A 24,839-nucleotide genomic window follows, 5' to 3' on the forward strand; every position below is an offset into this window, starting at 1 on the left:
CGTGAACGACGAATCCGACTGACCATGCGCAGCTCGCATGATTCGGTTTTACGTACGGCATCGCACTCATGAGCTTGATTGCCGACATTGATGTTCCCGGTTTGAGTCAACGCCTCGTCTCAAAACAGCCCGGTTACGACTAGAAATATTACAGGTAAGTTAACTACTAAGGGGTGTGCAGCAACATGTTCAGGATCGTTCTTCATGTAGGAGCGGTGATCGCAGCCGTTTCGGTCGGCGCCATGGCGCACGCCGAGCAGCCGGCCACCTCGCCGAGACCTGGCCAGGCTGCTACTGCGCCGCAGACCACGGCGACGACTCCCGCGAGCGCAGCCGCAACGAAGACCGCGCAGACTCCGACCGCAGCGACCACCACGCCGGCTCCAACGGCCGCGCCCGTCAATGCCGCCGCCGCGACGGCGGCACCGGCGGCCTCACAGCATGCGGCTCCAGCCCAGAGCGCGGCGCCGAAGCCGATGACCACCGGGCAGGCCGGGTCCGTGGCCCAGACCGCGGCCGCGCCGCAGACTGCGGCCGCTGCCCCCGCGGCCACGACGCCATCGCCAGCGGCCAATGCACCGGCCACGACAGGTGCGACGACGCAGCCTGCACCGGCAGCAGCTGCAACGACGCCACCGGCCGTGACCACGGGCCAGGCGCCGAGCACGGCCGCCAGCGAAACGCCAGCGTCGACCGCAACCGAAGCCGTCACTGATGCAGCCGCGGCCGACAAGGCGAAGGATCAGGCAGAGAAGCCGGCCCAGTCCGCTTCACCAGGCGGCGCGCAGGCGGCCTCTCACGTGCCGCACGATCTGTCGCCGTGGTCGATGTTCCTCGCGGCCGACATTCTGGTGAAGTCGGTGATGATCGGCCTCGCCCTCGCGTCACTTGCGACCTGGACCGTGCTGATCGCCAAGACCATCGAGTTCGGCATGCTGCGGCGGCGGCTGACCCGCGCACTGCGCAAGGTGGACGATGTGCGCTGGCTGTCGGAAGCCAAGCTGGCTCTCGGTTCGCGCCAGAGCGTGCTGACGACGCTGATCGATGCGGCCATGCACGAGATCCGGATGTCGTCCGAGCTGCCGCCGCATGGCGTCAACGAGCGCGCCGCGTCGAGCTTCGCCGAGATCGTGCGCGCCGAAGGCCGGCGTTGCCGCACCGGCATGGGCCTGCTCGCCACGATCGGCTCGATCTCGCCCTTCGTCGGCCTGTTCGGCACGGTCTGGGGCATCATGAACAGCTTCATCGGCATCTCGAAGTCGCAGACCACGAACCTCGCCGTCGTGGCGCCGGGCATCGCCGAGGCGCTGCTCGCCACCGCGATCGGCCTGGTCGCCGCGATTCCCGCCGTGATCATCTACAATCACTTCACCCGCGTGACCAAGGGATACATGGAGCTGGTGAACCGCTCCTCCGGCGCCACTGCCCGCATGCTGTCGCGCGATCTCGATCGCGGCCAGAGCCATCACACCCCGCACGGCCGCAGCTTCGAGCCGATCCACGTCCACTCAGCGCCTCCGATGGCGCTGGCAGCGGAGTAAGCCCATGGCCGTCTCCCTCTCGGAAGCCGATGGCGACGACGATCTCGGTGAGTCCAGCGACATCAACGTCACACCGTTCATCGATGTCATCCTGGTGCTGCTGATCATCTTCATGGTGGCGGCACCGCTCTCGACGGTCGACGTGCCGGTCGATCTTCCGACCTCGACCGCCTCGCCCCAGAAGAAGCCGGACAAGCCGATCTATGTCAGCATCAAGCCGGATCTCACGCTGTTCGTCGGCGAGGAGCAGGTGAAACGAGCGAACCTCGTCAGCACGCTCGAGCACATTCCCGAGGCCGCCAAGGACAAGTTCGTCTTCCTGCGTGCCGACCGGGGCGTGGCCTATGGCGAGCTGATGGACGTGATGGAGCTGCTGCGGACCGGCGGCTATCCGAAGATCAAGCTCGTCACGGTCGAAGGCGTCTCACAGGCGGCCACACAGGCTGCGCATTGAAACCAGTGAAACGACGGAAGTGAAGAATGGTCGAACACAAGTATCAAGGAGCGACCCGCCGCTTGTGGATCTCAGCCGCGATCGGGGCGGTGATGTTGCACGGTGGCGGAGCCGCGCTCGCAGTGGTTCATCTCAGCGGCAATGATGCCGAAGGCGGCCTCGGCGCCGCCGGCGCCGAGTTCGCGCTCGAGATGGCCTCGCCCCAGGTGGAGGACAACGATCTTCCTCCCGGCCCCGACAGCGATGCGGCAGAAGCGGCGCCCGAGCAGATGCAGCAGACCGCCGAGGTCCAGGAGGCCGACGCCGTCAAGGACAAGCCGACCGAGACCGAGGAGGAGGCCGATCGGGTCGTCACCATGAACGAGCCGAAGAAGCCCGAGAAGGAGGAGCAGCAGCAGGCGGCTCAGCAGGCAGAGGCCTCGGTCGCGTCCGCTGCGCAGCAGGAATCTGCGCGCAAGGCCCTGGACGAAGCCGCGCCGCCCGCCGAGACGGCCAAGGCGCCCAATGTCGGCCTCGGCAAGGACAAGCAGAGGCTGACCGACAATTGGGGCCGCAAGATCAGCGCCTATTTCGAGCTCCACAAGCGCTATCCGGATGGCAAGAAGCACAACGGCACGGTCAAGGTCGCCCTGGTGCTGAGCCGGGCCGGCAAGGTGATGTCGGCGTCCGTGATGCAGTCGTGCGGAGACCCGATGTTCGACGACGCGGCGCTGTCGATGATCCGTCGCTCCGACCCGGTGCCGGCGCCGCCCTCCGGCCTGACCGACGATCAGTTCAGCTTCAGCCTCGACGTGAACTTCAATCAAAAGAAGTAGTCGCGCGCGACCTAGCGCAATCTGCCGACTTGGCAGCGCTCGCGATCCCGCGGGCGCTGCCCTTTGCGTTGACCTGAGCTCGCGCCTCGATCGCGCGATGAACCGGCGCGAGAGATTCCTTGTCCTGTCAGGATGCGCGCGCAGCAATCGCTATCAAGATGCCGCGTTCACATGGACATTAAGAATTCACTGTCATCGTCGGATAGGCGGACGATGACAGTACGCCGTGACGTTTCGGTGCGCTATCTTCGGTCGCAGAGTACTGGGTGCGCCGCTTTCGCAACACGACAGGGTTGAAGACGCGAGAGCTCGGCCGCCCACCACGATTGACGGTTGGAATGAGACGCTGGTCTCAGTACTGCACCCGGGCGCCGACCTGAACGACGGTCGCCGACAGATCGTTTTCGCGGAAGTTGGACCGGGTCGCTTCATGCCGGACGCTGGCCCGGAGCTGCAGCAGCCGGGAGAACTTGTAGAGCATGCCGACCTCGACGAGATAGCGATTGTCGACCCGCGTCGTTCCCGTGAAGGCATCCTGGCCATAGCCTGCAAGGAAGGTACCGACGAGCCACGGCTCGAACTGGTGCTCGACACCGACAGTGACGTCACGCTTGAGCACGCCGGAGATGCCGGGCTCGGTGATCTCGACGACCTGTGACTTGGCGCCGAACTGGACTGCCGTCTCCTTGGCGAACTGCCAGGTGAGATTGGCATCGGCAATGAAGCCGTTGACCGGCTTCAGCATCGGATCCTGGTAGCGGCGGGTGAGATAGCCGACGGCGACGTCACCCGTCAGCTTGTCGGCGTAGTTGAAGGTCACGCCTGCCTCGACGGCCGTGCCGGTCGAGTCACGCCGGAAGCCTTCGGCATCGACGGCGATGTCGTGAACGCGGCGATCGACGGCGACGTCGACGAAAGGCCGGATCTCCGGCGTCAGGTTGTAGGTGATGCGGCTCTGAGAGCCGTATTGGACGAAGTTGCGGTCCGCGTTGCTGACGATCTGGCCGTCGATGAGCGGCGCATTCTGAAACGCCACGCGGTCGATGGCCGCCTTGGTCGAGACCTCGACCTCCTCGAACCGCTTGGTGACGCCGGCCGAGCCGCCGACGGTCGAGGCCAGCGGAATTCTGGCGAACCGGCCGGCGAAGCGCGGCGTGCCGGGATCGTCAGCATCGACGGCAACGTGGCCTTCGCCATTGAGCGCAAACGTATCGGTGATGTCGTAGCGCCCATTCACCTTGGCGTCGACGGTCGGCCTCGAGAGCTGCCGGAGCTTGGCATAGTCGATGTAGCCGACGCGCACATCGGCGTTGAGCAGATGCCGCTCGAACTGAGAGCGCACGAGGAGAACCGGCGCAACGCTGACGAACGCCGATCCCTTGCCTTGCGGCACACGTCCGGGATTGGTGTCGAAGCCTGAGGACATTTCGAACGCAGGCTTCAGGATGAAGTTTCCCACGGTAATGCCCTTGGGCTCGAAAGGGTCCTCCTCCATCATCGGCGGCGCCTGAGGCTGCGGCTCCTGCGGCTTCTGTCCCCGGTTGACCGGCGGCAGCCGCATCTTCGGCTTGTCGGCGAGAACGGGCGGAATCGGCTGCGCATCCTGCCGCGGAATCGGCGGCAGATTGCGCGGCAGCACGCCGCGGGTCGCAGGCGGCGGGCTGACGGCGAAGGCGAGCGCGTCGAGACAGCGATTAGGAACGTTCGTCGTCGACAACCGGCCGGGCGTGGACAGACAGCCACCGACGAGGAGACCGGCAGACGGCGCACCGAAGAAGCCGTTGCGGACAGGAGCCAGGCGTGGCGCGGGCTCGCGACGGGCAGCCTGGGGAAGCGCGCCGGCGCCAGGATCGATCGGCGATTTCGGCCGCGCCTGCGGACGCTCCTCCGGCTGCGTGGCCGCAGCCTTCGGCTCCGGCTCGCTGCCGCCGGGAGCGACGATCATTTGCGGAATGACCAGGGGACCATTGCCGTTCGCAGGCCTGGCGGGCTGCCGCTTGCGATTGGGCACCACGACGACGGGACCGCCGTCGAACGCTCCCGGATCCGCATAGGCCCTGGCCTGGGTGCCCTGAATTGCGGTCTGACCATAGCTGGGAGCAGCGTCGATCAGCAGCACGAGCAGCGCGGTGATCGCAACCGCGCCGTCCGGACGCGGCACGAGGCCGTTTCCGTGGCGGCGTCTGGGCTCGATCGTCTCTCGTGCTGCCCGTTCCAAAAAGGCAAGTCTCCCGTCAGGCTCTGTCCCCCGCGACGGATCACCACCGGCCAACGTCGAGAGGACCGCGGCCTGCACGCGCAAACCGCCTTCGGTTGAATTCCGCACGCCCGATGCGCACGCCGTCTGACGCCAGGCAACGCAGAACAAGCGCGCCGGAAGCTGTCGCGTCAGGGTCGGTCGAGACACGACGGGCATCCGGCGGCAGCTCGGCTATTCGACGACCAGGATGCCCTTGTTGCCCTGGTGGAAGTCGTCGAAGAATTCGTAGCGACCCGGCTTCTGCGCCTTGATCTTCACCACACCCTCCATGTTCGGCTTGATCACCGTTTCGAACTGCAGGGGCTCGCTCTCGAACTCGACCGGCGCGCCATCCAGGTTCTTGACCTTGAACACGATCGGCGTGTCGGCCGGCGCCTTCAGTTCGGCCGGTTGAAACTTGTTGTCCTTCACCGAGATCTCGATCGTGGTCTCGGCCGCACTGGCCGGGAGCGCGAACGCCATCATCGACAGCGCGACGGCTCCTGCAGCCTGTACATTCCCAAACAGCTTCATGATGTATGTCCTTGTCCCGAATTCACCCGCGCGCCGGATGCTTTCCCCACCCGTCGTTCTCGACGGGTCTCCGACACCTCGTAGAACGACTTTAAAGTTCCGAATGCGGCAATTTGCCGTGTCGAAATTTGGCAAACTCGCTGTGTGCGACAAAGCGCGCGTATTTGTTAGTCTCATCTCCACGATGCGTGGTGAAGAGATCGCGCGCCATCGCGCAGCACACGTTGCGACCATCGAAAAACACGGAAATGAGCGGAATTTTCCCAGCGAATCGGTGTCATCGCTGCGGACGGATGCGTTCGCGTTGCAGCTGTGCTGATATGAAACACGGCAACAGATCACGGCTTGCGTGCGTGACCTTGCGACAGCACCAACGAGACGCCGAACGCGGCGGGTTCGGGGCAACAACTTGACCACACACTTGATCACCCACGGCTGACGGCAGCAATCCACGCCGCGCATCTGTACTCGCGCGCGTTGCCGCGCTCAGCCCGGCGAGCGTCCGTACTCCGCACCGCTGATCGTTGCGGACGTGATGATCCCATCTTGGTGCGGAGGCCGATCGAAGCGGCTCGCGGCTCCACTCCCGCAACCATGAGCCCACACGAGCGATGCGCTCAGCCTTACCTGCCCACTCCGAGTCGCTTGTCGTGGATGCTCAAAGACCGCGGCATCCGCGCCGGACCGGCCGGCTTGGCTGCGGCGACCGGCGAGCTCGGACGCAGCGGCGGCAGATCCGGCACGACCGAGATGTTCTCGTCGCCGGCCGCCGGCTCGGGCTGGGACCTCGTTCTCGCACTGACGACTGCGCGCGCTGCGGCGGGTGCCGTGCGGACGATTCCAGGCACCCGCTTGCGCCCGGTCAGCATCGCGCGTGCCAGGTTCTCCCGCTGCAGCACGCTCATCCACAGCGTCCCAATCACGTGCACCGCGATCAGGGCGATGATGGCATTGGACGACAGCGCATGCGCCTGCTCGATCCATCCGACGCCGAAGAACCGCACCGAGACCTGCATGACGCCGCTGATCGTCGAGACGATCAGGAGAGCAAGCATCACGACGAGCATCGCAGCCCCTGCCGGATTCAACCCGAGATATCGTCCCGTCTCGCCGCGCAGCATGCCGAGGATGTATTGCGGCGCGGCCCGCAGCTTGAGACTGATCCGTGCGAACAGCGAGTGGCGGCTGCCGATCAGCCCCCAGATCAGCCTGAAAGCGAGCAGGCCGATGACGGCGTAGCCCGCCACCCGATGCAGCCGATCGAACGTGTTGGGCGTGACGCAGGCGACGAGCACGAAGCCGGCGAGGGCCCAGTGCCAGACGCGTAGCGGAAAGTCCCAGACGGCGACGGTGTCCGAACGTGGGAGCGCCGGCGTCTCGGACATGACGCTGCGGTGTGCCTGTCCTGCGTCACGCATGATCGTCAGATCACTTCGCGACCGTATGCTTCAGCGCGAGGTTCTCGGGGCTGTAGAACAGCTCGAACAGCTTGCCGCCCTTGACGCCGTAGACCTCGTAGCAGGTGCCCTCGATCTTGGTCTGGCGGACCTCGTAGCCGGCGGCCTTCGCCTTGGCCTCGGCTTCGGCCACCGTCTTCCACGACGCCTTGTCGAGCTTGGTGCAATCCTTGTAGCCGTCGGCGAGTGCAGCAGAGCCGGACGCGAGACCCGCCGCGAGTGCAACGACCATTATCTTGATGACCTTCATTATCTAAATCCTCCTCCAAGACTGCGCCACCGGGCGCCTCCAGCGCTCGATGCGCGCCCTACAAAGGGAGGGAGATTTCAACGAAACTTGGACGTCGTCGGCGGCCGCCGCCGGACCTCATTGCGCACGCGCGCCGCAACTCGTTCCGCATGCAGCCGCATTGTGGCTGGCGCGCGGACTTAGCTGCGTTCAAGTTGAGATCGAACGATGTCGGTGGATCGCGGATCTTTTCTGACGGTATAGAACGTGTGCGGCTCCCGGACATTGCAACTGATATTGATTCGCAAGCACCTATCAGCCCCGCGACGCCACGATCATGTTCCACTCACGCTGGAGGCGTCGCGGCCGGCGCGTTCGGAATCACACTCCTGCCCGATTGGGGCTGTGACGAGGATGAGGCGACAAAGGAGCGGCGAGCCGCAGGCTGCGACCTTAGGCCTCACAAAAAAATTTCGGCGCCGGTCGTCCATGGCGCATCGGATCGATGTTGACGACGCGATCGACGACGCTGACGGCCGGGCGCACGCGACCGCGCGCCGCCAGACGCACATTCGTGCGGACGGCGTCTCTCCCCCGAATGTCGCAGACGGCCTGATCTCGGCTGCAATCGATGCCGCTGAATGCCGCGGAATTGCTTCGACGCTATCGGCCGGCGCGCGCCGCTACAATGGTGCATGAGAATGAGAGACGCGCGACCGGCGCCCGCTTCGCCGCCTCACGGCGGCGCGCGGCACACACGATGAGCTCTGCGCGGAGAGCGCCGTCAGCGCGATCCGGAGAACACCCGGCTGATGAAGTCCGAGCTCTCCGGCGACTTCGTCATCTCCGGCGTCACCGCTGGCTGCAGCTGCAGCGGCTCGGGAGCTGCGGCCCGCTCCAGGATCCTGCGCCGCTCGTTGACGGGCCTGGTCGCGCGCGCCTGCTCTTCCGAGCCGTTCGGCTTGCCTACGGTGATCATGATCTTCTCGGAGACGACGGGAGGATCGAAATTCAGATGCTTGGTATCGCCCATCACCAGCTGCAGCGTATGCTTGCCCGGAGACAATTCGATCCGCGCCTCGGTCTCGCCGGCGGCGTAGTGAATGTGCTTCTTGTCGCGCGGAATCGTCTCGCCGGCCTGCATCGTCTCGTCGACGTCGACCAGAAGATGATGATGGCCGCTGCCGGCGAAATCATCGCCCGCATGGGTGACGCCCATGTTGCGCAACCCGAAGCGGACGACGAACGCTCCGCCGACGGTCTCGCCGTCCGCCGGCGAGATGAAGTAGACGCGGGCATCCTTCGGCGCCTTGGTGCCCTTGGCCGACAGCAGCGTCGGTGCAAGCGCGAGCGACACGATCAGGATGAGACGAGATCGTCGAGACATGGTCCGCAACATTCAGATCCCCTATGATGACGACGCGACGCGGAAGCCCAGAGTCGGATGCCTGATGCGGCCGTCATAGCGATCGCGGCTTCCTGCCCGCGCATCGGCCGGACCGTTCTTCCACGACCCGGAGCGGATCACGCGGGCGTAGCTGCCCTCCTCGAGCCAGGCCGATCCGTCGGAAGGGGCACCCTTGTAGTTCTTGTGCCAATTGTCGGCGACCCATTGGCCGACGCCGCCGCCCATGTCGAACAGGCCGAACGGATTGGCCGGCGCGCTGCCGATCTTCGGCGGCTGGTCCTGCTCCGCATCGCTGCTGCCGTTGCAGCCTCTGCAATTCGCCATGCCCGGACGCAGACGGTCGCCCCACCAATATCGGGTGCGCTGGCCGGCGCGCGCGGCATATTCCCATTCGGCTTCGGTCGGCAGGCGGAATGTCTTGCCCGTCGCCCTGGACAGCCAGGCGAGATAGGCCTGGGTGTCGTCATAGCTCACATTGGTGACCGGACGGTCGTCGGGCCCCGAGGCGATGTCGGGGCAGCTGGCCGCCGCCACGCAACTTTTCCACTCGCCGACCGTCACGGGATGCTTGCCGAGCGCAAACGGCCGGATGCTGACCTGATGCGAAGGCTGCTCGGAATCGTCGTCGCCGCCCATTGCGAAGCTGCCCCCGGCGACCGCGACCAGATCAGGCACGCGCAACTTCGGCTCGGGTTCGGCTGCCGCCGCAGCCGCGGTTTCGGCGGACGATGGCGGCGCACTCTCCGTGGCCGTGGCCTGACGCGGCAGGACGAAGGAGCTTGGCGGCGAGCGCATGCCGAGCTGAGCTTCCGAAGGCGCGGACGTCGTCTCCAGCAGAATGCGGCGCGGTGACTGCGGCGGTGCGGCGGAGAGCGCCTCGCGCTGCGGTCCGGAGGATCCGGTCATGGCCGGCGGCGAGTGGATCAGCTGCTTGATCTCGCGCAGCGGCAGCAGCACGCCGATGAGAAAGACGATTCCCAGGATCAGGACGCCGATGGTGGCGCGGAGCAGCCCCTTCCGAAGTCCCTCGGATCTGGCAAGCAGCGTGCGCAGCCACCCCTTCGGTTCGGTGTTCTCATGATCATCGTCGTGACGATCATCGTCCCACCTGTCCGAAAACACGGCCGCTGGCTCGGGCGCGCGCGGACGCGCCGGAGGCACGATCGAGTGCGGCTCATGCCCGGCCGCGGCATCCGCATCTCCCGTCTCCCAATCGGGCTCGAGCGACTGCTCGAGCGCGCCGCACATCATCAGCAGCAGCCCGCCTTCGCTCTTGCCCGTCCAGCGCTCCTGCACTTCGGGGCACTCGACCTGGTCCTCGACGCGGACGAAGCTCGGCGGACGCATCGGACTGAGCGAGACTTCCACCGTGCGTCCGCAGCGCCGGCAGGCGACCGCACGCGTCCCCTCGGGCACGGTATCCTCGGCGAGCCTGGGCGCCCGCAGCCATTGCAACGCTGAACCTTCGCTCATGCCGTCCTCGTCTGCTGACGCTGCCAAGCCCTCTGCCGACTACTGACCCCAGCTGGCGAAGGCGTCCTTGAAGACCCGGTCGCCCTCGGTGCCCTTCTCGATCGACAGCAGCGCCCGGTTGCCGCCCTCATAGACGATCGGGATGTCGAACCACTCCTTGCCCTTCAGCAGCATGAGGTTGCGCTTCGCATCCACGTCGTTGGCGGACAATGCGACCATGAAGTATTTCGGCGTCACCTTCGCGGTCTGGGTGACCAGCGCCGTGCCGCGCTCGGCCTCCTCGCCCTTCAGCCCGATGCCTCTCATGCTGGTCAGACCGGTCACGGCCTGATCGGCCCAATCGAATCTCAGCTCCATGACATGGCTCGCCGGCAGCTCCAGCTCGGCATTCCGCCGCAGCGAGACCGTGACCTTCGTACCGTTCTCGATATCGATCTCGCCCTTGATCGAAGGCGATGCATCGAGCCGCGGTCCCTTGCTCTGCTCGATCGACCAGATGACCTTACCGGCAAAGCGCTTGCCCTTCGGATCCTGCGGATCCTCATGGTAGAGATACGCCTTGGCCGGCGTGCTGACCGGCACGCTCATGCCGACCGTGGCATGCTCCTCGGCGGCAGCGGCGACCACCGGCTGGCCGTCCGGCATGATCCGCTCGGCGTTGACCTTGCGGGGGCCCTGCTCGTTCGGCAGAGCCGACGCCGCGGTCGCGCCGCTCAGCGAGACCTGAGCCCATTCGGAGGCGCGCTCCCAGGACACGGCCGCACCGACGATGGCGAGCAGTCCGGCCGCGGCAACGGCCATCACGCGACGGCTCGGCAGGCGCCGGCGCGGCAACGCACTGGCTTCTGCAGATTTGAAGGCCATCTCGACCAGTGACGGATGGATCTTGATCTCCTCCGCCACTACGGCCGGAGGCGCCGGCGGTGCAGCGACAACGGCCGGCTTGGCCGGCTCTGCGCTCGCGGGCGGCACCTCGATCACTGCTGCCACCACCTTCTGTTCGACATCACGTTGCGGCGTCTGCTCCGGTTTGTCGACGACCACCGTCGGCACTTCGACGACGGGGCTGACGCGGGGAACGGCCTGATCGAGAGTTGCGACAGCAGGCGGCAGCTCGGGCGGAACCGGCGGTGCAGGCGGAGCGACGGGTTCGGGAGCTGCCGTACGCGGCGGCCGCCGCCGCAGCACCCGGATCTCCGGCGAGGAGACCGGCGACGACTTGGTCGCGACGTTGATCGCGGACGCGGGCCCGGATGTCGGCGGAGCCGTGCGGGCGACCGATCGTTGCAGCGCCGGACGATCGCCTGCGGTGGCCGCGCTCATGGCGTCATCGGCCCCGGAGCGGCGAGCCATCGACAGATATTTGGCGACGGTGGCAATCTCCTCCTCCAGCGTATGCGTCGCGCTCAGCGGCCGCGGCGGCGCCTGCCGCTTCGGTACCGGAGCGGGCCCGCGAGCCGTCCGCGGCGGCTCGGGGGCCCGCGCTTCGACCGGCCTAGCTGTGTCCGGCCGCAGCGGAGCCGCGACCGTGGCCGCATCGACGGCGGCAGGACGCGCGCGGAGCTCGATGATGCGATCCGGGAACAGAATCTCGGCGAGGTCGCGCAGCGAGGCATCGGGCAACAGCAGCCGGCGCAGCGCGGAGGGAATGCCGCGCCGGGAGTTCGACCCGCGACCGATGAGACGATCGCTGCGGCCGGCTTCGGCCTGCACCGCGTCACGGCGTTCGTCGCTGACCAGAACCTTGCGGGCGCGCAGCATGGCCGTCAGCTCGCGCAGATCGGAGCGCGACGCATGGTCGACGACGAGCAGATCGAAGGTGCCGATCCGCGCCGGAAGCAGCTCGGCGACGCGCCACGCAGGCATCACATGGCAGGGAATCTCCTCGAGCCAGCCGTCCAGAGACTTGCGCGCAGCGAAGCGGAGGCGCCGCGCAGTCGGGCCGGAGCACGCCGAGGCCATCTTCTGCATCGTGTCCCTGAACCGCTTCAGCGACTGCCTGACCGCGCCGCTGGCGTTCTGCGCGATGCCGAGCGACATGCGGGCGCCGATCACCACTTCAAACAGGGCAAGTGAGCGCTTTTCCAGGCGCAGGCGCTGCGCGGCGAGATCGTGCAGCAGCTGCCGCTCCTCGGGACTTTCGATCCGCATCAGCACGGCCCAATTCCAGGCCGTCACCCATTCCGGGAGCTTTGCATCCTCGTCGGCATTTGCCGTCGGCACTGCCCGCAGCCGATCTGCCAGCTTCGGTGCGCCCGCGGCGGTCGCCAGGCGGCACGCCGTCCTGATCAGCTCGTAGTCCGCGCGCGCGGCGCGGATCTCGTCGATCGAAGCCAGAATGGCGGTCCAGCCGGCTTCGAGCTCACGAGCGTCCGCCTCGGCGTCGCCGACCCGCGAGAGCACATCCGCCTGCACGACGGCAGCGAGCCCGCCCGCGCCGGCAAACAACTCTCCGAGATGGGCAAGCTCGACGAGCGGCCCGGAGACCCGCTTCATGATGCTCCGAATCGCCGCGCCGAACGCGGTCGGCCGCTGCACGTCGGCCAGCATCGCATTGACCTCGCTGTCCTGCATCGACAGCCTGCGGCAGGCATCCATGACGTTGCGGACCGCGAGCGCCGCAGTCACGATCGCCGCCTCGATGCCCTTGACGATGCGCTCGATATCGTCGAACGCCCGCGCGGATTCGAGCTGGATCGCCGGCGCGTCGATCTTCGTCGCAATCGACGTCCATCGCGAGCGGAGCCCATGCAGCTCATGGCGCCACAGCAAGAAACGCCCGACATACTGCCAGTCGGCCAGCGTCGACGGGGCAACCCCGTCCAGCGTGATCGCATCGACCGCAGCCTTCAGACCGCGCCGCGACGGCGAGAACCGCGCGAACGGCTTGTCGCCGGCCGCGAGCCGCTCGACGACGCGGATCGCGTCGCGCCTCGTGAACGCCTCGACCGGCGCCTGCACCTGCCGCCTGGCAAATTCGGTGCTCCGCGACAGCTGGAAGGAAGCGTCCCGCGCCCAGCCCACGACCTTGTCGAGGCCGGCAGAACCGTCGGTTCTTGCGGTCCCGAGCGGCGACAGCCGTGCCAGCCAGGGTTCGTCCGCGATGGCGCGATGACCGGCCACCAGCGCGTCGAGGTCGGATGCGAGACGGTTGGTGGCATCGAGCCCGAAGGTCGCGATCGCGTCGAGCGCCAGATCCTCGTCGCGGCCGTCATCTGAAGCCGGGCCGGCCTGCTGTCGCAGCTCCTCATGCAGCCGCAGGATCGTTGCCGCATCCGGCAGCGCCGACGCCTCCGGCAAGTCGTCGTCGATGTGCTCGAGACGCTTTCCGAGCCGCAGCCGCGCCTCGCGCGCCTTGTCGACCGCCACGACCAGCGGGTCGGAGCCGGCGAGCAGCCGCTTCGGACGATCGGTGAACCAGCGATGCAGATTGTGCTCGCTGATCAGCCCCTCGAACAGCTCGAATGGCAGCTCGGGCAAGCCGCCGGCGAGCCGCAGATTGCGCCTGACGATGTCGGCGATCTCATCGTCGAGCGAGGCGATCTGCGTCCGCTTCGAAATGATGTCACGCTCCAGCCGGCCGATCTGACCGACGTGATCGCGCAGGTTGGTGGTGTCGACGATCGACTGCAGCCGGCCGGCCAACGCTTCGGCTTTTCTCAGCACATCCTTGTCGGAGCCGGTCGAGCTGACGGTCAGCTCGCGAATGCCGGACGGCAGGCGCTGGTGCAGCAGCGAGAGCGCCGTCTCGTCCCTCGACACGACGAGGACGCGCGCACCGAGCGCGAGATGGTGACACACCACGTTGACGACCGCCGCGATCCGATCCTCGCGTGCGCCCGACTGAACCACCACGCCGTCGAGCCGGGTGAGCTCGCGCACGACCTCGGCATCCTCCTCGGCAGCCGGCAACGGAAAGAACAGATCGCCGTGCTCGACCGGCGCGGGCTTCGGCGCAGGCGCAATGTCGATCGGCCCCCCGACGATGCCGGAGAGATGCCGGCGGGCGACGGCGTGCCCGCGTCCGTCGGGCTGCGTCAGCAGCGCGCTCACGGCAGTCGACAGACAGCACTCGCTTTGCGGCGCATGCTCGATGGCGGTCTTGAGGCATTCGATGTCGCGGAGCGCGAGGCTTTCCGGCCGCCGCCGCACCGAGATCACCCAGCGTCCGCTCGAGATCGCCGCTTCGGTGGCCTCCGCGCCTTCGGGAGTCCGCGACGGCCGATGGCCGAGGTGCACACCTGCGGCGTCCAGGATCTGGTCGAGGCTGATCGGCAGGAACGGCGACAGCTCGCCGCGCTCCTCCAGCGCATCGATCAGGCCGTCGGATTTGTCGCGCAAGGCAAGCGCGGCATTGGGAGCGACGGCGTCGAGGGCCTTGAGATTGACGGTTGCGCCGGCGAACCGCGGCCGCACCCTGACCTCGGGATCGGGACGTTCGATGATCTCGATCTCGACCGGGCGCCCGAGCAGCGGAGCCTCGAATTCGCGCCCGCCGTGCCGCCACGACGACAGCGCGATGCCCCACGTGATCTCCATGGCCCGATCGGCACCGGACCTTGCGGCCATGTCGCGCAGCCGCTGATGGATCGCCATGGTGCGACGCCGGCTGCGCTCGGTGTCGGCCCATGCGGTCCAGGCGCCGTTGACGTAGCGCTCGATCCGCTGGACGAGGTCCGGACGCAGCTCCAGGCGCAGCCGTCCGGTCCACGCACCGAGCGTGTTGGCTGGCGAGAAATCCTCGGGTCGCGCATGGCGCGCAAAGGTGAGGCGATTCTTCTCGATCTCGTCGACCGTGATCTGAATGCTCTCGCGCGGCGCTGGACGCCGGTCCGGATCGGACGACAGCTCGACCCAGGCGTCGAGATCGGCATCGACGGCTGGCGGCTCGGTCGCAGCAAGCGCCTCGACGGCGAGCCACACCGGACCGTCGACGTCGAACGTGTTCAGCACGACTCCCGGCAGTCCCAGCAGCTCCTCCTGGTCGAGCGCCAGGCCATGATCATCGGCGAACGGATGATCCGGCTGCCGGTCGGCAGCAGATCCGCTGGAGCGAATGATTTCGGTCAGGCTGCCGAGGACGTCCTGCAGCGGCTCGGTGGACGCTCCCGTGCCGAGCTCCTCGCCGGGCTGCGTCTCCCAGGCAACCGGCGGCGCCTCGCTCTCCGCTGCGGACGCCCCGAGAGCGCCGAGCAGCCTCATGCCATGATCGGATCCGATCGACGCGGTGCGGTCGAGCGCCTTCGCCTCATTCGGTCGTACGTGCACTGGATGGCTCATCGTGCAGATCCCCCTCTCAGCTGGGCCGCAACGCCGGCTCCGGCTCGGCGCGAGGCTGACCGACAAGGATGGCCCTGGCCGTGATCACGGCGCGCCGGGCGATCGGAGAGTGGGATCAGTCTGGACAAGCTTTCCTCGCTGCAACGTCGATGGAACACCCGACTCGTTGCGGAGGCGTATGGCGAAGGTAGGTCACATCAATGACCCGACAGGTAGATGAATGTGACGGTTCTCAGTCTCGTAGGGGAATCGGGAAAAAGTCCCGGATTAGTCGATGATCAAAAGCGCACGTAAGGGACGGCTAGTCCTCGGCTTTTCCTCGAGCCGCCGAGGCGGGGCACGCGCCCGGCGTCGCTCGCGCGCGAATACGGTAGAACATGTCTAAGAATACTTCTAACGCTCAAGAAGAAATATGCGGACGCCCGTTCGACACCCGATCTCCACGCCGCGGCAAGGCTCCGGCCCATGTCTTGCCCTGAACGTGCCGCGCATGCGGCCGGACTGCAAAGGATCGCCCCACCACGTCCTCGCCGCGCGGGCAGTACAGTCGGGCACGTTGCCCGCGGACGGCGCTGCTTGAAACACCTCAAAAGCTGAAGTAGCTGTTGTTGCAACGACAATAACGTCGTCCAGACGATCCCCGATCGATGGGCCGGCACGGCATGGTTTGGCATCCGATGAGAGCTGTCGCCGCATGCGGTGCGATCCTGTTCACGCTGATCAGTTGGGCCTGGAGCGTGCCGCTGTGGGCCGAAACCGCGGGCCGTGAGCCGGCCACCATCAAGCTTTCCGCAACGCAACAAAAACAGGTCGGACTGCAAACGGCTGTGCTCTCGGCGGAATCCCACCCCGAGCAGTTTCGCGCCTATGGCACGGTTCTGGACGTCGCCAGGCTGACCGAGCTCACCAACAGCTACGCCAACGCCCAGGCCCAGTTGCAGACGGCACAGGCCAAGCTGGACGTGGCAAAGCTGGCCTTCGAGCGTGCCCGCGATCTCGTGCAATCGGCGGCGATGCCGAAGAAGGATGCCGAAGCCGCCGAGGGCACGTTCCGCACCGAGCAGGCCGCGCTTGCCGCCGCCGACTCGCAGGTGAAGACGCTGATGGCGACCGCGCGGCAGGAATGGGGCGCGGTGATCGGGAAGGGGATCATCGAGCGCTCGCCGCAGGTCGTGCAGCTGATCGAACGCGAGCAACTGCTGGTGCAGGTCACGCTGCCGCCGGGTGTGACCTTGGGCGGCCCGCCGCGCGCAGCGCTCGCGCAGGCGCCGACCCGCACGGCCAACATCGATCTGCGCTATCTGTCGCCGGCCCCGCGCACCGACCCGCGCATCCAGGGCCTGAGCTACTACTTCGTCGCAGCCGGGGACAGCGGGCTGCTGCCGGGCATGAACACGACGGCATACGTCCCCTCAGGCAAGTCCTACGCCGGCGTGTTCGTCGAGGACACCGCGATCGTGCAGTGGCAGGGCCGCGCATGGGTCTATCTGCGCGCCGGCCCCGAGACCTTCAAGCGGCATCCGATCCGCACCGACCAGCCGGTCTCCGATGACGACTACGTCGTGCAGGACATTCCTCCGGGCTCCGAGATCGTGCTCCGCGGCGCACAGGTCTTGTTGTCCGAGGAAGCCAAGAGCGAGCTGCGCGGCGGCGGCGACGATGATTGACGGCGTTCGCTTGCCAGCGACCGGGCCGCAGGCCGCGCTGATCTCGTTCGCCATCCGCTTTCGCGGCATGATGCTGGCGCTTGCCTGCACCATCCTCGGCCATGGCGTCTTTGCGCTCGGCAGCGCCAAATATGCCGTCTTTCCGGAATTCGCGCCGCCGCAGGTGTCGATCCAGACCGAGGCGCCCGGCCTGAGTCCGGAACAGGTCGAGGTGCTGGTCACCCAGCCGATCGAAACCTCGATCAACGGTCTCGCCGGCGTCGAAAGCATGCGCTCATCGTCGATCCAGGGCCTGTCCGTCGTTTCCGTCATCTTCCAGCCGGGCACGGACGTCTACCGGGCGCGGCAGCTGGTGACAGAGCGGCTCGCCGTCATCAGCAGCGGATTGCCGCAGGGCGTGCGAGCCCCCGCGATGACCCCGCTGGTGCCCGCGGCAGGCACGGTGCTGGCGATCGGCCTCACCTCCGAGCAGCGCTCGCTGATGGATTTGCGCACCGTCGCCGACTGGACGGTGGCGAGGCGCCTGCTTGCCGTCACGGGCGTCGCGCAGGTGACGACCTACGGACGGGATATCCGGTCACTCCAGGTGCAGGTGCGCTCCGACGATCTGGTCCGCTTCGGCGTCGGCATGAACGACGTCGTGGCGGCGGCGCGCAAGGCGACAGGCGTCCGCGGCGCAGGCTTCGTCGATACCGCCAATCAGCGCGTGATCCTGCAGACGCAGGGGCAATCGCTCACGCCCGAGCAGTTGGCCCGCACCGTGCTGCTGCACCAGGGCGGCGCGAGCGTCGTGCTCGGGGACGTCGCCACGATCGTGAACGCACCCGAACCGCCGATCGGCGGCGCGCTGATCAACGGCCAGCCCGGCATCATGATGATGATCAGTCAGCAATACGGCGCCAACACGCGCAACGTCGCGGCGCGCGTCGAGGCCGCCCTGCAGGAGCTGCGGCCGGCGCTGGAGAGCGAGAAGATCAGGCTGCATGCCGACCTGTTCCGTCCCGCGACCTTCATCGACTCCGCGATCCAGAACGTGCTGTTGGCGCTCCTGGTCGGCGGCGCCCTCGTCATCGTCGTGCTGTTCCTGTTCCTCTACGACTGGCGAACCTCGGTGATCAGTTGCACGGCCATCCCGCTGTCGCTGTTCTCGGCCGTGCTGGCGCTGAACTGGATGGGGCAAAGCCTGGATACGATGACCCTCGGCGGCCTCGCGATCGCGATCGGCGAGGTGGTCGACGACGCCGTGATCGGCGTCGAGAATGTCGCGCGCCGACTACGCGAGAACGGGAGCCTGGCTGCCCCCCGCAACGAGGCGCGCGTCGTCTATGATGCCATGATGGAGGTGCGCAGCGCCGTCGCCTACGCGACCTTCGCGGTGCTGCTGGTGTTCGTGCCGATTCTCGCGCTGCCCGGAATCGCCGGCCGGCTGTTCGGTCCTCTCGGCACGGCCTACATCCTGGCGGTGCTGGCCTCGCTCGTGGTGGCGTTGACCGTCACGCCGGCGCTGTCGATGCTGCTGCTGACCGGCAGCAAGCGGCGCGGCGAGGCCGGCGAGCCGCCCCTGGTACGCTGGTCGCGCCGCCACTACGAGCGCCTGCTACGTCGGCTCAGCCGCTTTCCAAAGCTGGTCATAACGGTCGCCGTGCTCATCACAGCTGCAGGCGCCGGCCTGATGCCGTTCTTCGGCGGCACCTTCCTGCCGGACCTGCGGGAGGGGCACCTGATCCTTCATGTCTCGACGCTTCCCGGGACTTCGCTCAATGAATCGCTGCGCCTCGGCACGCTGATCGCAGACGCCTTGCGCGACGTACCCGAGGTGCGCAGCGTGGCCCAGCATGCCGGTCGCGCCGAGGCAGGCGTCGATACCGCGGGCACGCATTCCAGCGAGATCGAGGTCGATCTGAAGCCCGGCCTGTCCGGCAGCGAGCAGGAGCGCGCCGAGCAGCACATTCGCACAGCGCTCGCCAACTTTGCCGGCATCAATCTGTCGATCAAGACCTATCTGACGGAGCGCATCGAGGAGACGCTGTCCGGCTTCAACGCCGCCGTCGTCGTCAACGTGTTCGGTCCCGATCTCGATGATCTCGAGCGCGCGGCGAGCGACATCGCGCGCGAGCTTGGCGAGGTCTGGGGCGCGATCGACATCCAGCAGCAGTCGCCGCCGGGGATGCCCCAGGTCAACGTGACCCTGCGCCCGACCGACCTGCAGTCCTGGGGCCTCGATGCGGTGGAAGTGCTCGAACTGATCCGCACCGCCTATCAGGGTGACGTCGTGGGCCAGGCCTATGAGGGCAATGTCGTCTTCAACGTCATCGTCAAGCTCGATCCCGACGCCAGCGCCCGCCCGACCGAGATCGGCAACATGCCGATCCGGACGGCGAGCGGCGCCTACATCCTGCTGAAGCAGGTGGCCGACGTCTACGGCACGGCCGGGCGCTACGTCGTGCTTCACCGCAACGGGCAGCGCGTGCAGACGGTCACGGCCAACGTCGCCGGGCGCGATCTGGAGTCCTTCGTTGCCGCGGCCAAGAGAAAGATCGCCAAGGAGGTCAAGCTGCCGCCGGGCGCGCATGTCGAGTTCACCGGCGCGGCCGAAGCGCAGGCCAAGTCGCGGCGCGACCTCCTGGTGAATTCGCTGCTGGCGACGATCGGCATCGTGCTGCTGCTGTCCCTCGTCACCGGCCATTGGCGCAACCTGCTGCTGGTGCTGGTCAACCTGCCCTTCGCCTTCGTCGGCGGCATCATCGCCGTCGCATTGACCGGAAGCGTACTGTCCTTGGGATCGATGGTCGGCTTCGTCACGCTGTTCGGAATCGCGCTGCGCAACTCGATCCTGATGATCTCGCATTACGAGCATCTGGTCATCAAGGAAGGACGAAGCTGGGGGCTGGAGACGGCGATCGCCGGCGCCGCCGATCGCCTGGTGCCGATCCTGATGACCTCGCTGGTGACCGGCCTCGGCCTGCTGCCGCTCGCGCTCGGCGCCGGTGAGCCGGGCCGCGAGATCGAGGGCCCGATGGCCATCGTCATCCTCGGCGGATTGCTGACTTCGATGGCGCTGAACCTGCTGGTACTGCCGACGCTCGCGCTACGCTTCGGGCGGTTTGTCGCCGATGTGCCGTCGACGCGAGGCGCAGACGCCGCCTGATCGACGGCCGGCCTTCTCTGCTCAGCCGAGCGAGCGCAACCATGCCAGACGTGAGATCGCCTGCGCCGCCATGATCGGCTCCTCGGTTCTGCTCGGGGCGGCGTTCGTCGCGATCGGCTATCTCGTCAGCGCCGTCGTCCGCGACCGCGGCACGGCCGCCGGGCCGAGCATCGGGCTGCGGCTGATGCTCGTCCTGATCTACGACATGGCGCTGATCTGCCTTCTGGTGCTCGACCAAGGCCGCAACATCTCCGGCGGCGTGCTCGGCGCGCTGCTGCTGCTCACCCCCGCCGATGCTTACCGGCTGTTCAACCTCACGGGCTTCGCCAATGTCAGCCTGTTCTCCGGCATGGCCGGGCTCGCCGCGAGCAGCACGCTGTCGGTGCAGGCGCTGCTGACAGCGCTCGTGCCGTGGACGCTGGTCCCCCTCGCCGGCGCCACGCCGGCCTTGTCCTGGAGAGAGCTATGAATCGCCTCGTTCTTGCCTGCACGCTCGTCGCCGCGTTCGTCCTCACCAGCTGCAAAGAGAAGCAAGGCGCTGCCATGACGGCGCAGCCGAGCCCTACGGTCATCACCGACGCGCGTCCGATCGCGCGCTCGGCGCAATCCTCTCGTTCGAGTTCACAGGCCCGGGAGACGCAACCGGCGACACCGGCAATCGTCGAGGGCTACGGACCAAACCAGCCTCTGTCAAACCAGCGTCACGAAACCCGAACAGAAGGAGACGGTCCCCATCGGGCGTGGTCCTGGCACAACTCGGCACGACCGAGCGCTCGCCTCCGGACCTGCACAGCGAGCTGCGCCGAAGACCGATCCCCAGAACCGCAGGTAGCGAGCCTTGACTGACGTATGCCGAGCTGACCCGCGCAGGACTGAAATGATCGCGGACAAGCAGACTTCGCGGGCTTCTGACGCCGGCCCGAGCGTGGCGCGGCTGCGAGCCCTGACGCTGCTGATCGCCGCCTCGGGCTTCGCCGGACTGGGTTACGAGATCGTCTGGACGCGCCAGCTCGCGCTCGCGCTGGGCACGGAGATGATGGCCGTGCTCGGCGCCATCGCCGGTTTCTTCGCGGGCCTTGCGCTCGGAGCCTTTGTCCTCGACGGCCGAATCCGACGTGCCGCCCATCCGCACCGGATCTATGCCGTTCTCGAAACGGTCATCGGCCTTTGGGGCATCTGTGCAGTCTGGCTGCTGCCGGCGAGTGCGCGCACGCTGGCGTCGCTATTGGGCACGGCGCCGTCGCCCGTCCTGCTATGGAGTGCGAGCTTTCTGCTTCCGACGCTGGTGCTGCTGCCCGCAACCGTTGCGATGGGCGGAACGTTGACGGCCCTGGAGCGCATGATGTCGGCAGCGCATGGCCGTGGGCCGGTCAGTGCCGGCGTCTATGGCGCAAACACGGCCGGCGCCGTTGCCGGCACGCTACTGTCCACCTTCGTGCTGATCCCGTCATTTGGATTCTCGACGACGCTGCTCTGTCTGGCTGCGGTCAACGCGGCCTGTGCGCTGGCAGCGCTTCGCCTCGGCATCCCCGTGCAGATCGACGCCCGCCCGCGCGGCGACCGCCCGCGCGCCGCTGCCGATCTCCGCCTGACGGGGAGCTTGTTCGCCACCGGTCTTCTCGGCATCTCATTCGAAGTGCTGGTGGTGCGCCTGGCCGCGCAGATGATGCAGGACACCGTCTATAGTTTCGCCTGCCTGCTGGCGGCGTATCTGCTGGGAACTGCTGCGGGTGGACTCCTCTGGCAACGCGTCGGGCCTCGCATTGCGCTCGGCAGGGCGGGACTGGTCAGCAGCACGGCCTTGATCTGCCTGGTCACCGCGCTGGTGACGCCCTTCATTGGCGAGTTCGCGGATCGCGCGGCGAGTCTCGGCGTTGCCGGCGAGCTCGGCATGGCGCTGGCGCTCTTTCTGCTGCCGTCGATGGCGATGGGCGCCCTGCTCGGCCGGCTCATCCAGGACGTTCGCGACATCCATGGATCGGTCGGCTGGGCGATCGGCATCAACAGCCTCGGCGCGGCGATTGCGCCGCTGGTCGCGGCACAGCTGCTGATTCCAGCTCTCGGCAGCTGGAAGGCGCTCGTCCTCGTTGCGATGGGATACCTGGTGCTGTTGCGGCCGCATCGCGCCGTGCTGCGCTTCGCCGCGCTGCCAGCTCTGCTTGGCCTTGCACTGCTGTGGCATCCCGCTCCCCTGCTCGTCAAGGTCCCGCCAGGAGGCAAGCTTCTCGCCGTGCGCGAGGGGCCGATGGCCACCGCGAGCGTCGTCGACGACGTCTCGGGAGCGCGCTATCTCGAAGTCAACGGCCACTTCCGGATGGGCGGCACCAGCTCGGTGCGATCCGATTTCCGCCAGGCCATGCTGCCGCTGCTGCTGCATCCAGCGCCACGCAACGCTCTTTTTCTCGGTGTCGGCACCGGAGCAACCGTGCTGGGCGGCGCGCAGATGCCAGACCTCGACGTCCGTGCGGTCGAACTCTCCGCCGAGGTGGTCGCGTTGCTGCCGTGGTTCGATCACCCAGCGTCCAAGCAGGATAGACCGCCGATCGCCATCGCGGATGCACGACGCTTCATCGCGGCGGATGAGGAACGCTATGATGTCGTGGTGGCCGACCTGTTCCATCCCGCGCTGGACGGCAGCGGCGCGCTCTACACCGCTGAGCATTTCGCCGCCATCAGGCGGCGACTCGCAACCGAAGGCCTGTTCTGCCAATGGCTGCCGCTCTATCAGCTCGATGCGCCTTCGCTGCGGGCCATCATCCGAAGCTTCCTGACCGTGTTTCCCGACGGCTCGGCGTGGCTGAACCATTACAGCGTGCGCACGCCGATGCTGGCTCTGATCGGGTCACGCGCTCCGAGGCCGATGGATCCCGAGCTGCTCGCCGGACGATTCTCGGACGGGAAGCTTCGTCCGATCATTCAGTCGCTCGGCTTCGACCAGCCGATCGACCTTCTCGGCCAATATGTCGCCGGCCCAAAGTCGCTCACGAGCCTTGCCGGGCCGGGGCCGCGCAACACCGACGATTTTCCGTTCGTGACCTTCGACGCCCGGAGCAATGTCGAAGCTCTGTCTGCACCGCCGTGGCAGCTGCTGTCGACGGTCATTGGCGAGGCGAGAACCGATGCGGCCGAATTGCTGGATCCATCGCGCCGCCGCATCTGGGACGACCGACTCGAAGCCTATTGGCAGGCCCGCAACCGCTTCATCCAGGCCGGCGCGGCGCTGAACGGCGAACCGCGAGGGGGTGCGCTCATTGCAGCCGCCGCACCAGGCCTCCTCGCCGCGATCCGCTCCAGCGCCGAGTTCGAGCCGGCCTATGCGCCCCTGATGAGCATGGCGAGATCGCTGCTCGCGTCCGATCGACCGGCAGCGGAACGGCTGCTTCTGGCCATCGACGAGGCTGCTCCATCTCGGCACGACGCGCGCGAGCTGCTGTCGCGCGAGTTCGCCAGATGAGCCGGCTCAGGCCGAGAAGCTGACGCGGTAGCCCCAGCAATCCAGGTGATCAGGGATCGCGTTGAAGGCAATCGTGATCCGCTGGTCGCCCTGGTTGCGCGGCACTTCGTGGTAGAGATAGCTCGGAAACAGCACGAGGTCGCCCGGCTCTGCCTCGGGCAGCACGTATTTGCCGGCGTTGAACGGCCCGACCGCAGCGCTGCGGGTATGATGGCGAAATGAGAAATCACTGCCGCCGGGCGGCCGCACGAACACGGTGCGGCTGCCGGGATGCGACGGCGTCAGATAGAAGATGCCGGAGATGAAGCTGTTGGCGTGGGCATGCAGGGTCTGGTTGCCGCCGGTCTCCAGCATGTTCGTCCACATCTCCTTGACCGTCCAGCGCAGCTTCTCGCCGAACAGCAGCTCGCCGAAATCGATCAGCTTGGGCACGGCGAGCTCGGCGATGGTCTGAAACAGATTGTGGGCGCGGGGATCGGCGACCTCGGTGTGGAATAGTTGTCCGGACCTCAGATTGTTCTCGATCTTCGAATTGCGGATGGCTGCCACCGCCGCGTCCTTGAGCTCGGCGCTGAGCAGCCCGGGCGAACGCAACAGCGGTATCGGAAAAAGAGCTTCGATCTGGTCCATGTCTCAAGGCCTTGCACGCGCCGCAACGGGACCGACAATTTGCCGACTTGCATGACAGCCGGATGACGAAATTGGCAACGCCGCGCTTGTACCTTCAGCGCGCCGGCATTTCGTCGGCACGAAGAATGTTGAGCCGCTCGCCGGGTTTCAGGCTGTGGGGCCGGTCGCGCACCTCCAGCACGGCCCGCTCGGCCTTCTCGACGCAGTCATCGAACTCGCCATTGCCGGCCTCGACCAGCGCCTGCTGAATGTCACGCTCGGCGAAATAGCGCGACACGTCGTCGAGGGGCAAGGTGGCGGCCTGTGCGCGTGCCTCGGCAACAGCGGCGTCGCAGGTTTCCTGCGTCGGCTCCTCCTCGTGAGCTGACGCGACGGTGATCGTGAGAGCAAGGATGGCGAAAAACACGGCGAACAGACGAGACATCACGTGGACGACCCTCGGCGCGAGGCAGATCTCAAGGATAAAGCGCCGGCTCGCAAGCCGGCGCTCGGATTGAGCAGAATCGGGCG

Annotated in this window: 16 protein-coding genes and 1 pseudogene; 8 read left to right on the plus strand and 9 right to left on the minus strand. The window is 67.0% G+C overall.

The genetic code is table 11. From position 1 onward, the window contains the following. Nucleotides 1-215 precede the first annotated feature (215 nt). The 3 genes from exbB to QX108_RS32185 are packed head-to-tail and all read left to right on the plus strand — an operon-like array spanning nt 216 to nt 2,810. The gene (gene exbB, locus QX108_RS32175) at nt 216-1,541 is read left to right on the plus strand and encodes a tonB-system energizer ExbB (RefSeq protein ID WP_409998576.1); all 1,326 of its coding nucleotides are present in this window, start codon (nt 216-218) and stop codon (nt 1,539-1,541) included. A 4-nt stretch (nt 1,542-1,545) separates the two neighbouring features. Further along, nucleotides 1,546-1,995 carry a TonB system transport protein ExbD gene (gene exbD, locus QX108_RS32180; RefSeq protein ID WP_315784258.1) on the plus strand — a complete coding sequence of 150 codons (450 nt, stop codon included), beginning with the start codon at nt 1,546-1,548 and terminating at the stop codon, nt 1,993-1,995. Between the two features lie 26 nt (nt 1,996-2,021). Continuing rightward, complete coding sequence (locus QX108_RS32185) at nt 2,022-2,810, plus strand: TonB family protein (protein WP_315721941.1); 789 nt, start codon at nt 2,022-2,024, stop codon at nt 2,808-2,810. Nucleotides 2,811-3,162: 352 nt separating this feature from the next. On the opposite strand, the gene QX108_RS32190 is transcribed toward QX108_RS32185, so the two are convergent. The 4 genes from QX108_RS32190 to QX108_RS32205 all read right to left on the minus strand — a co-directional run bounded on the left by QX108_RS32190 (nt 3,163) and on the right by QX108_RS32205 (nt 7,290). Continuing rightward, entirely contained in the window at nt 3,163-4,971 is a 1,809-nt protein-coding gene (locus QX108_RS32190) for an outer membrane beta-barrel protein (protein WP_315721942.1), read from the minus strand. 270 nt (nt 4,972-5,241) lie between these two features. Continuing rightward, nucleotides 5,242-5,583, minus strand: coding sequence for a cupredoxin domain-containing protein (locus QX108_RS32195; protein ID WP_315721943.1), 342 nt, complete (start codon nt 5,581-5,583; stop codon nt 5,242-5,244). 623 nt (nt 5,584-6,206) lie between these two features. Further along, complete coding sequence (locus tag QX108_RS32200; protein ID WP_315784255.1) at nt 6,207-7,001, minus strand: cytochrome b/b6 domain-containing protein; 795 nt, start codon at nt 6,999-7,001, stop codon at nt 6,207-6,209. 10 nt (nt 7,002-7,011) lie between these two features. Beyond that, nucleotides 7,012-7,290 (minus strand): PepSY domain-containing protein, encoded by a 279-nt coding sequence (locus QX108_RS32205; RefSeq protein WP_172113154.1) that lies wholly within the window; start codon nt 7,288-7,290, stop codon nt 7,012-7,014. A gap of 468 nt (nt 7,291-7,758) precedes the next feature. Between QX108_RS32205 and QX108_RS32210 the strand changes: the two genes are divergently transcribed. Next, nucleotides 7,759-7,968 carry a hypothetical protein gene (locus QX108_RS32210; protein WP_315784253.1) on the plus strand — a complete coding sequence of 70 codons (210 nt, stop codon included), beginning with the start codon at nt 7,759-7,761 and terminating at the stop codon, nt 7,966-7,968. 85 nt (nt 7,969-8,053) lie between these two features. Here QX108_RS32210 and QX108_RS32215 read toward each other — a convergent pair whose 3' ends face one another. From QX108_RS32215 to QX108_RS32225, 3 genes are read right to left on the minus strand one after another with little or no spacing between them, the layout of a single operon-like run. Then, nucleotides 8,054-8,668, minus strand: a complete 615-nt coding sequence (locus tag QX108_RS32215; protein ID WP_315721946.1) for a DUF4399 domain-containing protein — start codon at nt 8,666-8,668, stop codon at nt 8,054-8,056. Between the two features lie 9 nt (nt 8,669-8,677). Further along, nucleotides 8,678-10,150, minus strand: coding sequence for a formylglycine-generating enzyme family protein (locus tag QX108_RS32220; protein ID WP_315784251.1), 1,473 nt, complete (start codon nt 10,148-10,150; stop codon nt 8,678-8,680). Between the two features lie 39 nt (nt 10,151-10,189). After that, nucleotides 10,190-15,430 (minus strand): AAA family ATPase, encoded by a 5,241-nt coding sequence (locus QX108_RS32225; protein WP_315784250.1) that lies wholly within the window; start codon nt 15,428-15,430, stop codon nt 10,190-10,192. Nucleotides 15,431-16,092: 662 nt separating this feature from the next. Between QX108_RS32225 and QX108_RS32230 the strand changes: the two genes are divergently transcribed. The 4 genes and pseudogenes from QX108_RS32230 (at nt 16,093) to QX108_RS32245 (ending at nt 23,699) form a co-directional block, all read left to right on the plus strand. Beyond that, complete coding sequence (locus tag QX108_RS32230; RefSeq protein ID WP_315784248.1) at nt 16,093-17,097, plus strand: efflux RND transporter periplasmic adaptor subunit; 1,005 nt, start codon at nt 16,093-16,095, stop codon at nt 17,095-17,097. Beyond that, nucleotides 17,090-20,245: an efflux RND transporter permease subunit gene (locus QX108_RS32235; RefSeq protein WP_315784245.1), complete on the plus strand. Its 3,156-nt coding sequence runs from the start codon at nt 17,090-17,092 to the stop codon at nt 20,243-20,245. The genes QX108_RS32230 and QX108_RS32235 overlap by 8 nt, the downstream gene beginning before the upstream one ends. Before the next feature lie 58 nt (nt 20,246-20,303). Continuing rightward, nucleotides 20,304-20,714: pseudogene (locus QX108_RS32240) on the plus strand (ABC transporter permease subunit); the annotation flags it as partial. Nucleotides 20,715-21,122: 408 nt separating this feature from the next. Beyond that, a complete protein-coding gene (locus QX108_RS32245) occupies nt 21,123-23,699 on the plus strand; it encodes a spermidine synthase (RefSeq protein ID WP_315784242.1) in 2,577 nt (858 codons plus the stop codon). 6 nt (nt 23,700-23,705) lie between these two features. Here the strand turns inward: QX108_RS32245 and QX108_RS32250 are convergent, their stop codons facing one another. Further along, the gene (locus QX108_RS32250; RefSeq protein ID WP_315784239.1) at nt 23,706-24,329 is read right to left on the minus strand and encodes a 2OG-Fe(II) oxygenase family protein; all 624 of its coding nucleotides are present in this window, start codon (nt 24,327-24,329) and stop codon (nt 23,706-23,708) included. Between the two features lie 94 nt (nt 24,330-24,423). Then, complete coding sequence (locus QX108_RS32255; RefSeq protein WP_315726409.1) at nt 24,424-24,753, minus strand: hypothetical protein; 330 nt, start codon at nt 24,751-24,753, stop codon at nt 24,424-24,426. Nucleotides 24,754-24,839: the final 86 nt, after the last annotated feature.

The organism is Bradyrhizobium sp. SZCCHNR1002 (genome assembly GCF_032381435.1).
Classification (GTDB): domain Bacteria; phylum Pseudomonadota; class Alphaproteobacteria; order Rhizobiales; family Xanthobacteraceae; genus Bradyrhizobium; species Bradyrhizobium aeschynomenes.

Coding starts and splice junctions, on each gene's coding strand:
- exbD (WP_315784258.1), top strand. CDS start 1,546: ATGGCCGTCTCCCTCTCGGAAGCCGATGGCGACGACGATCTCGGTGAG.
- QX108_RS32185 (WP_315721941.1), top strand. CDS start 2,022: ATGGTCGAACACAAGTATCAAGGAGCGACCCGCCGCTTGTGGATCTCA.
- QX108_RS32195 (WP_315721943.1), bottom strand. CDS start 5,583: ATGAAGCTGTTTGGGAATGTACAGGCTGCAGGAGCCGTCGCGCTGTCG.
- QX108_RS32200 (WP_315784255.1), bottom strand. CDS start 7,001: ATGCGTGACGCAGGACAGGCACACCGCAGCGTCATGTCCGAGACGCCG.
- QX108_RS32205 (WP_172113154.1), bottom strand. CDS start 7,290: ATGAAGGTCATCAAGATAATGGTCGTTGCACTCGCGGCGGGTCTCGCG.
- QX108_RS32210 (WP_315784253.1), top strand. CDS start 7,759: ATGGCGCATCGGATCGATGTTGACGACGCGATCGACGACGCTGACGGC.
- QX108_RS32215 (WP_315721946.1), bottom strand. CDS start 8,668: ATGTTGCGGACCATGTCTCGACGATCTCGTCTCATCCTGATCGTGTCG.
- QX108_RS32220 (WP_315784251.1), bottom strand. CDS start 10,150: ATGAGCGAAGGTTCAGCGTTGCAATGGCTGCGGGCGCCCAGGCTCGCC.
- QX108_RS32225 (WP_315784250.1), bottom strand. CDS start 15,430: ATGAGCCATCCAGTGCACGTACGACCGAATGAGGCGAAGGCGCTCGAC.
- QX108_RS32230 (WP_315784248.1), top strand. CDS start 16,093: ATGGTTTGGCATCCGATGAGAGCTGTCGCCGCATGCGGTGCGATCCTG.
- QX108_RS32235 (WP_315784245.1), top strand. CDS start 17,090: ATGATTGACGGCGTTCGCTTGCCAGCGACCGGGCCGCAGGCCGCGCTG.
- QX108_RS32245 (WP_315784242.1), top strand. CDS start 21,123: ATGATCGCGGACAAGCAGACTTCGCGGGCTTCTGACGCCGGCCCGAGC.
- QX108_RS32250 (WP_315784239.1), bottom strand. CDS start 24,329: ATGGACCAGATCGAAGCTCTTTTTCCGATACCGCTGTTGCGTTCGCCC.
- QX108_RS32255 (WP_315726409.1), bottom strand. CDS start 24,753: ATGTCTCGTCTGTTCGCCGTGTTTTTCGCCATCCTTGCTCTCACGATC.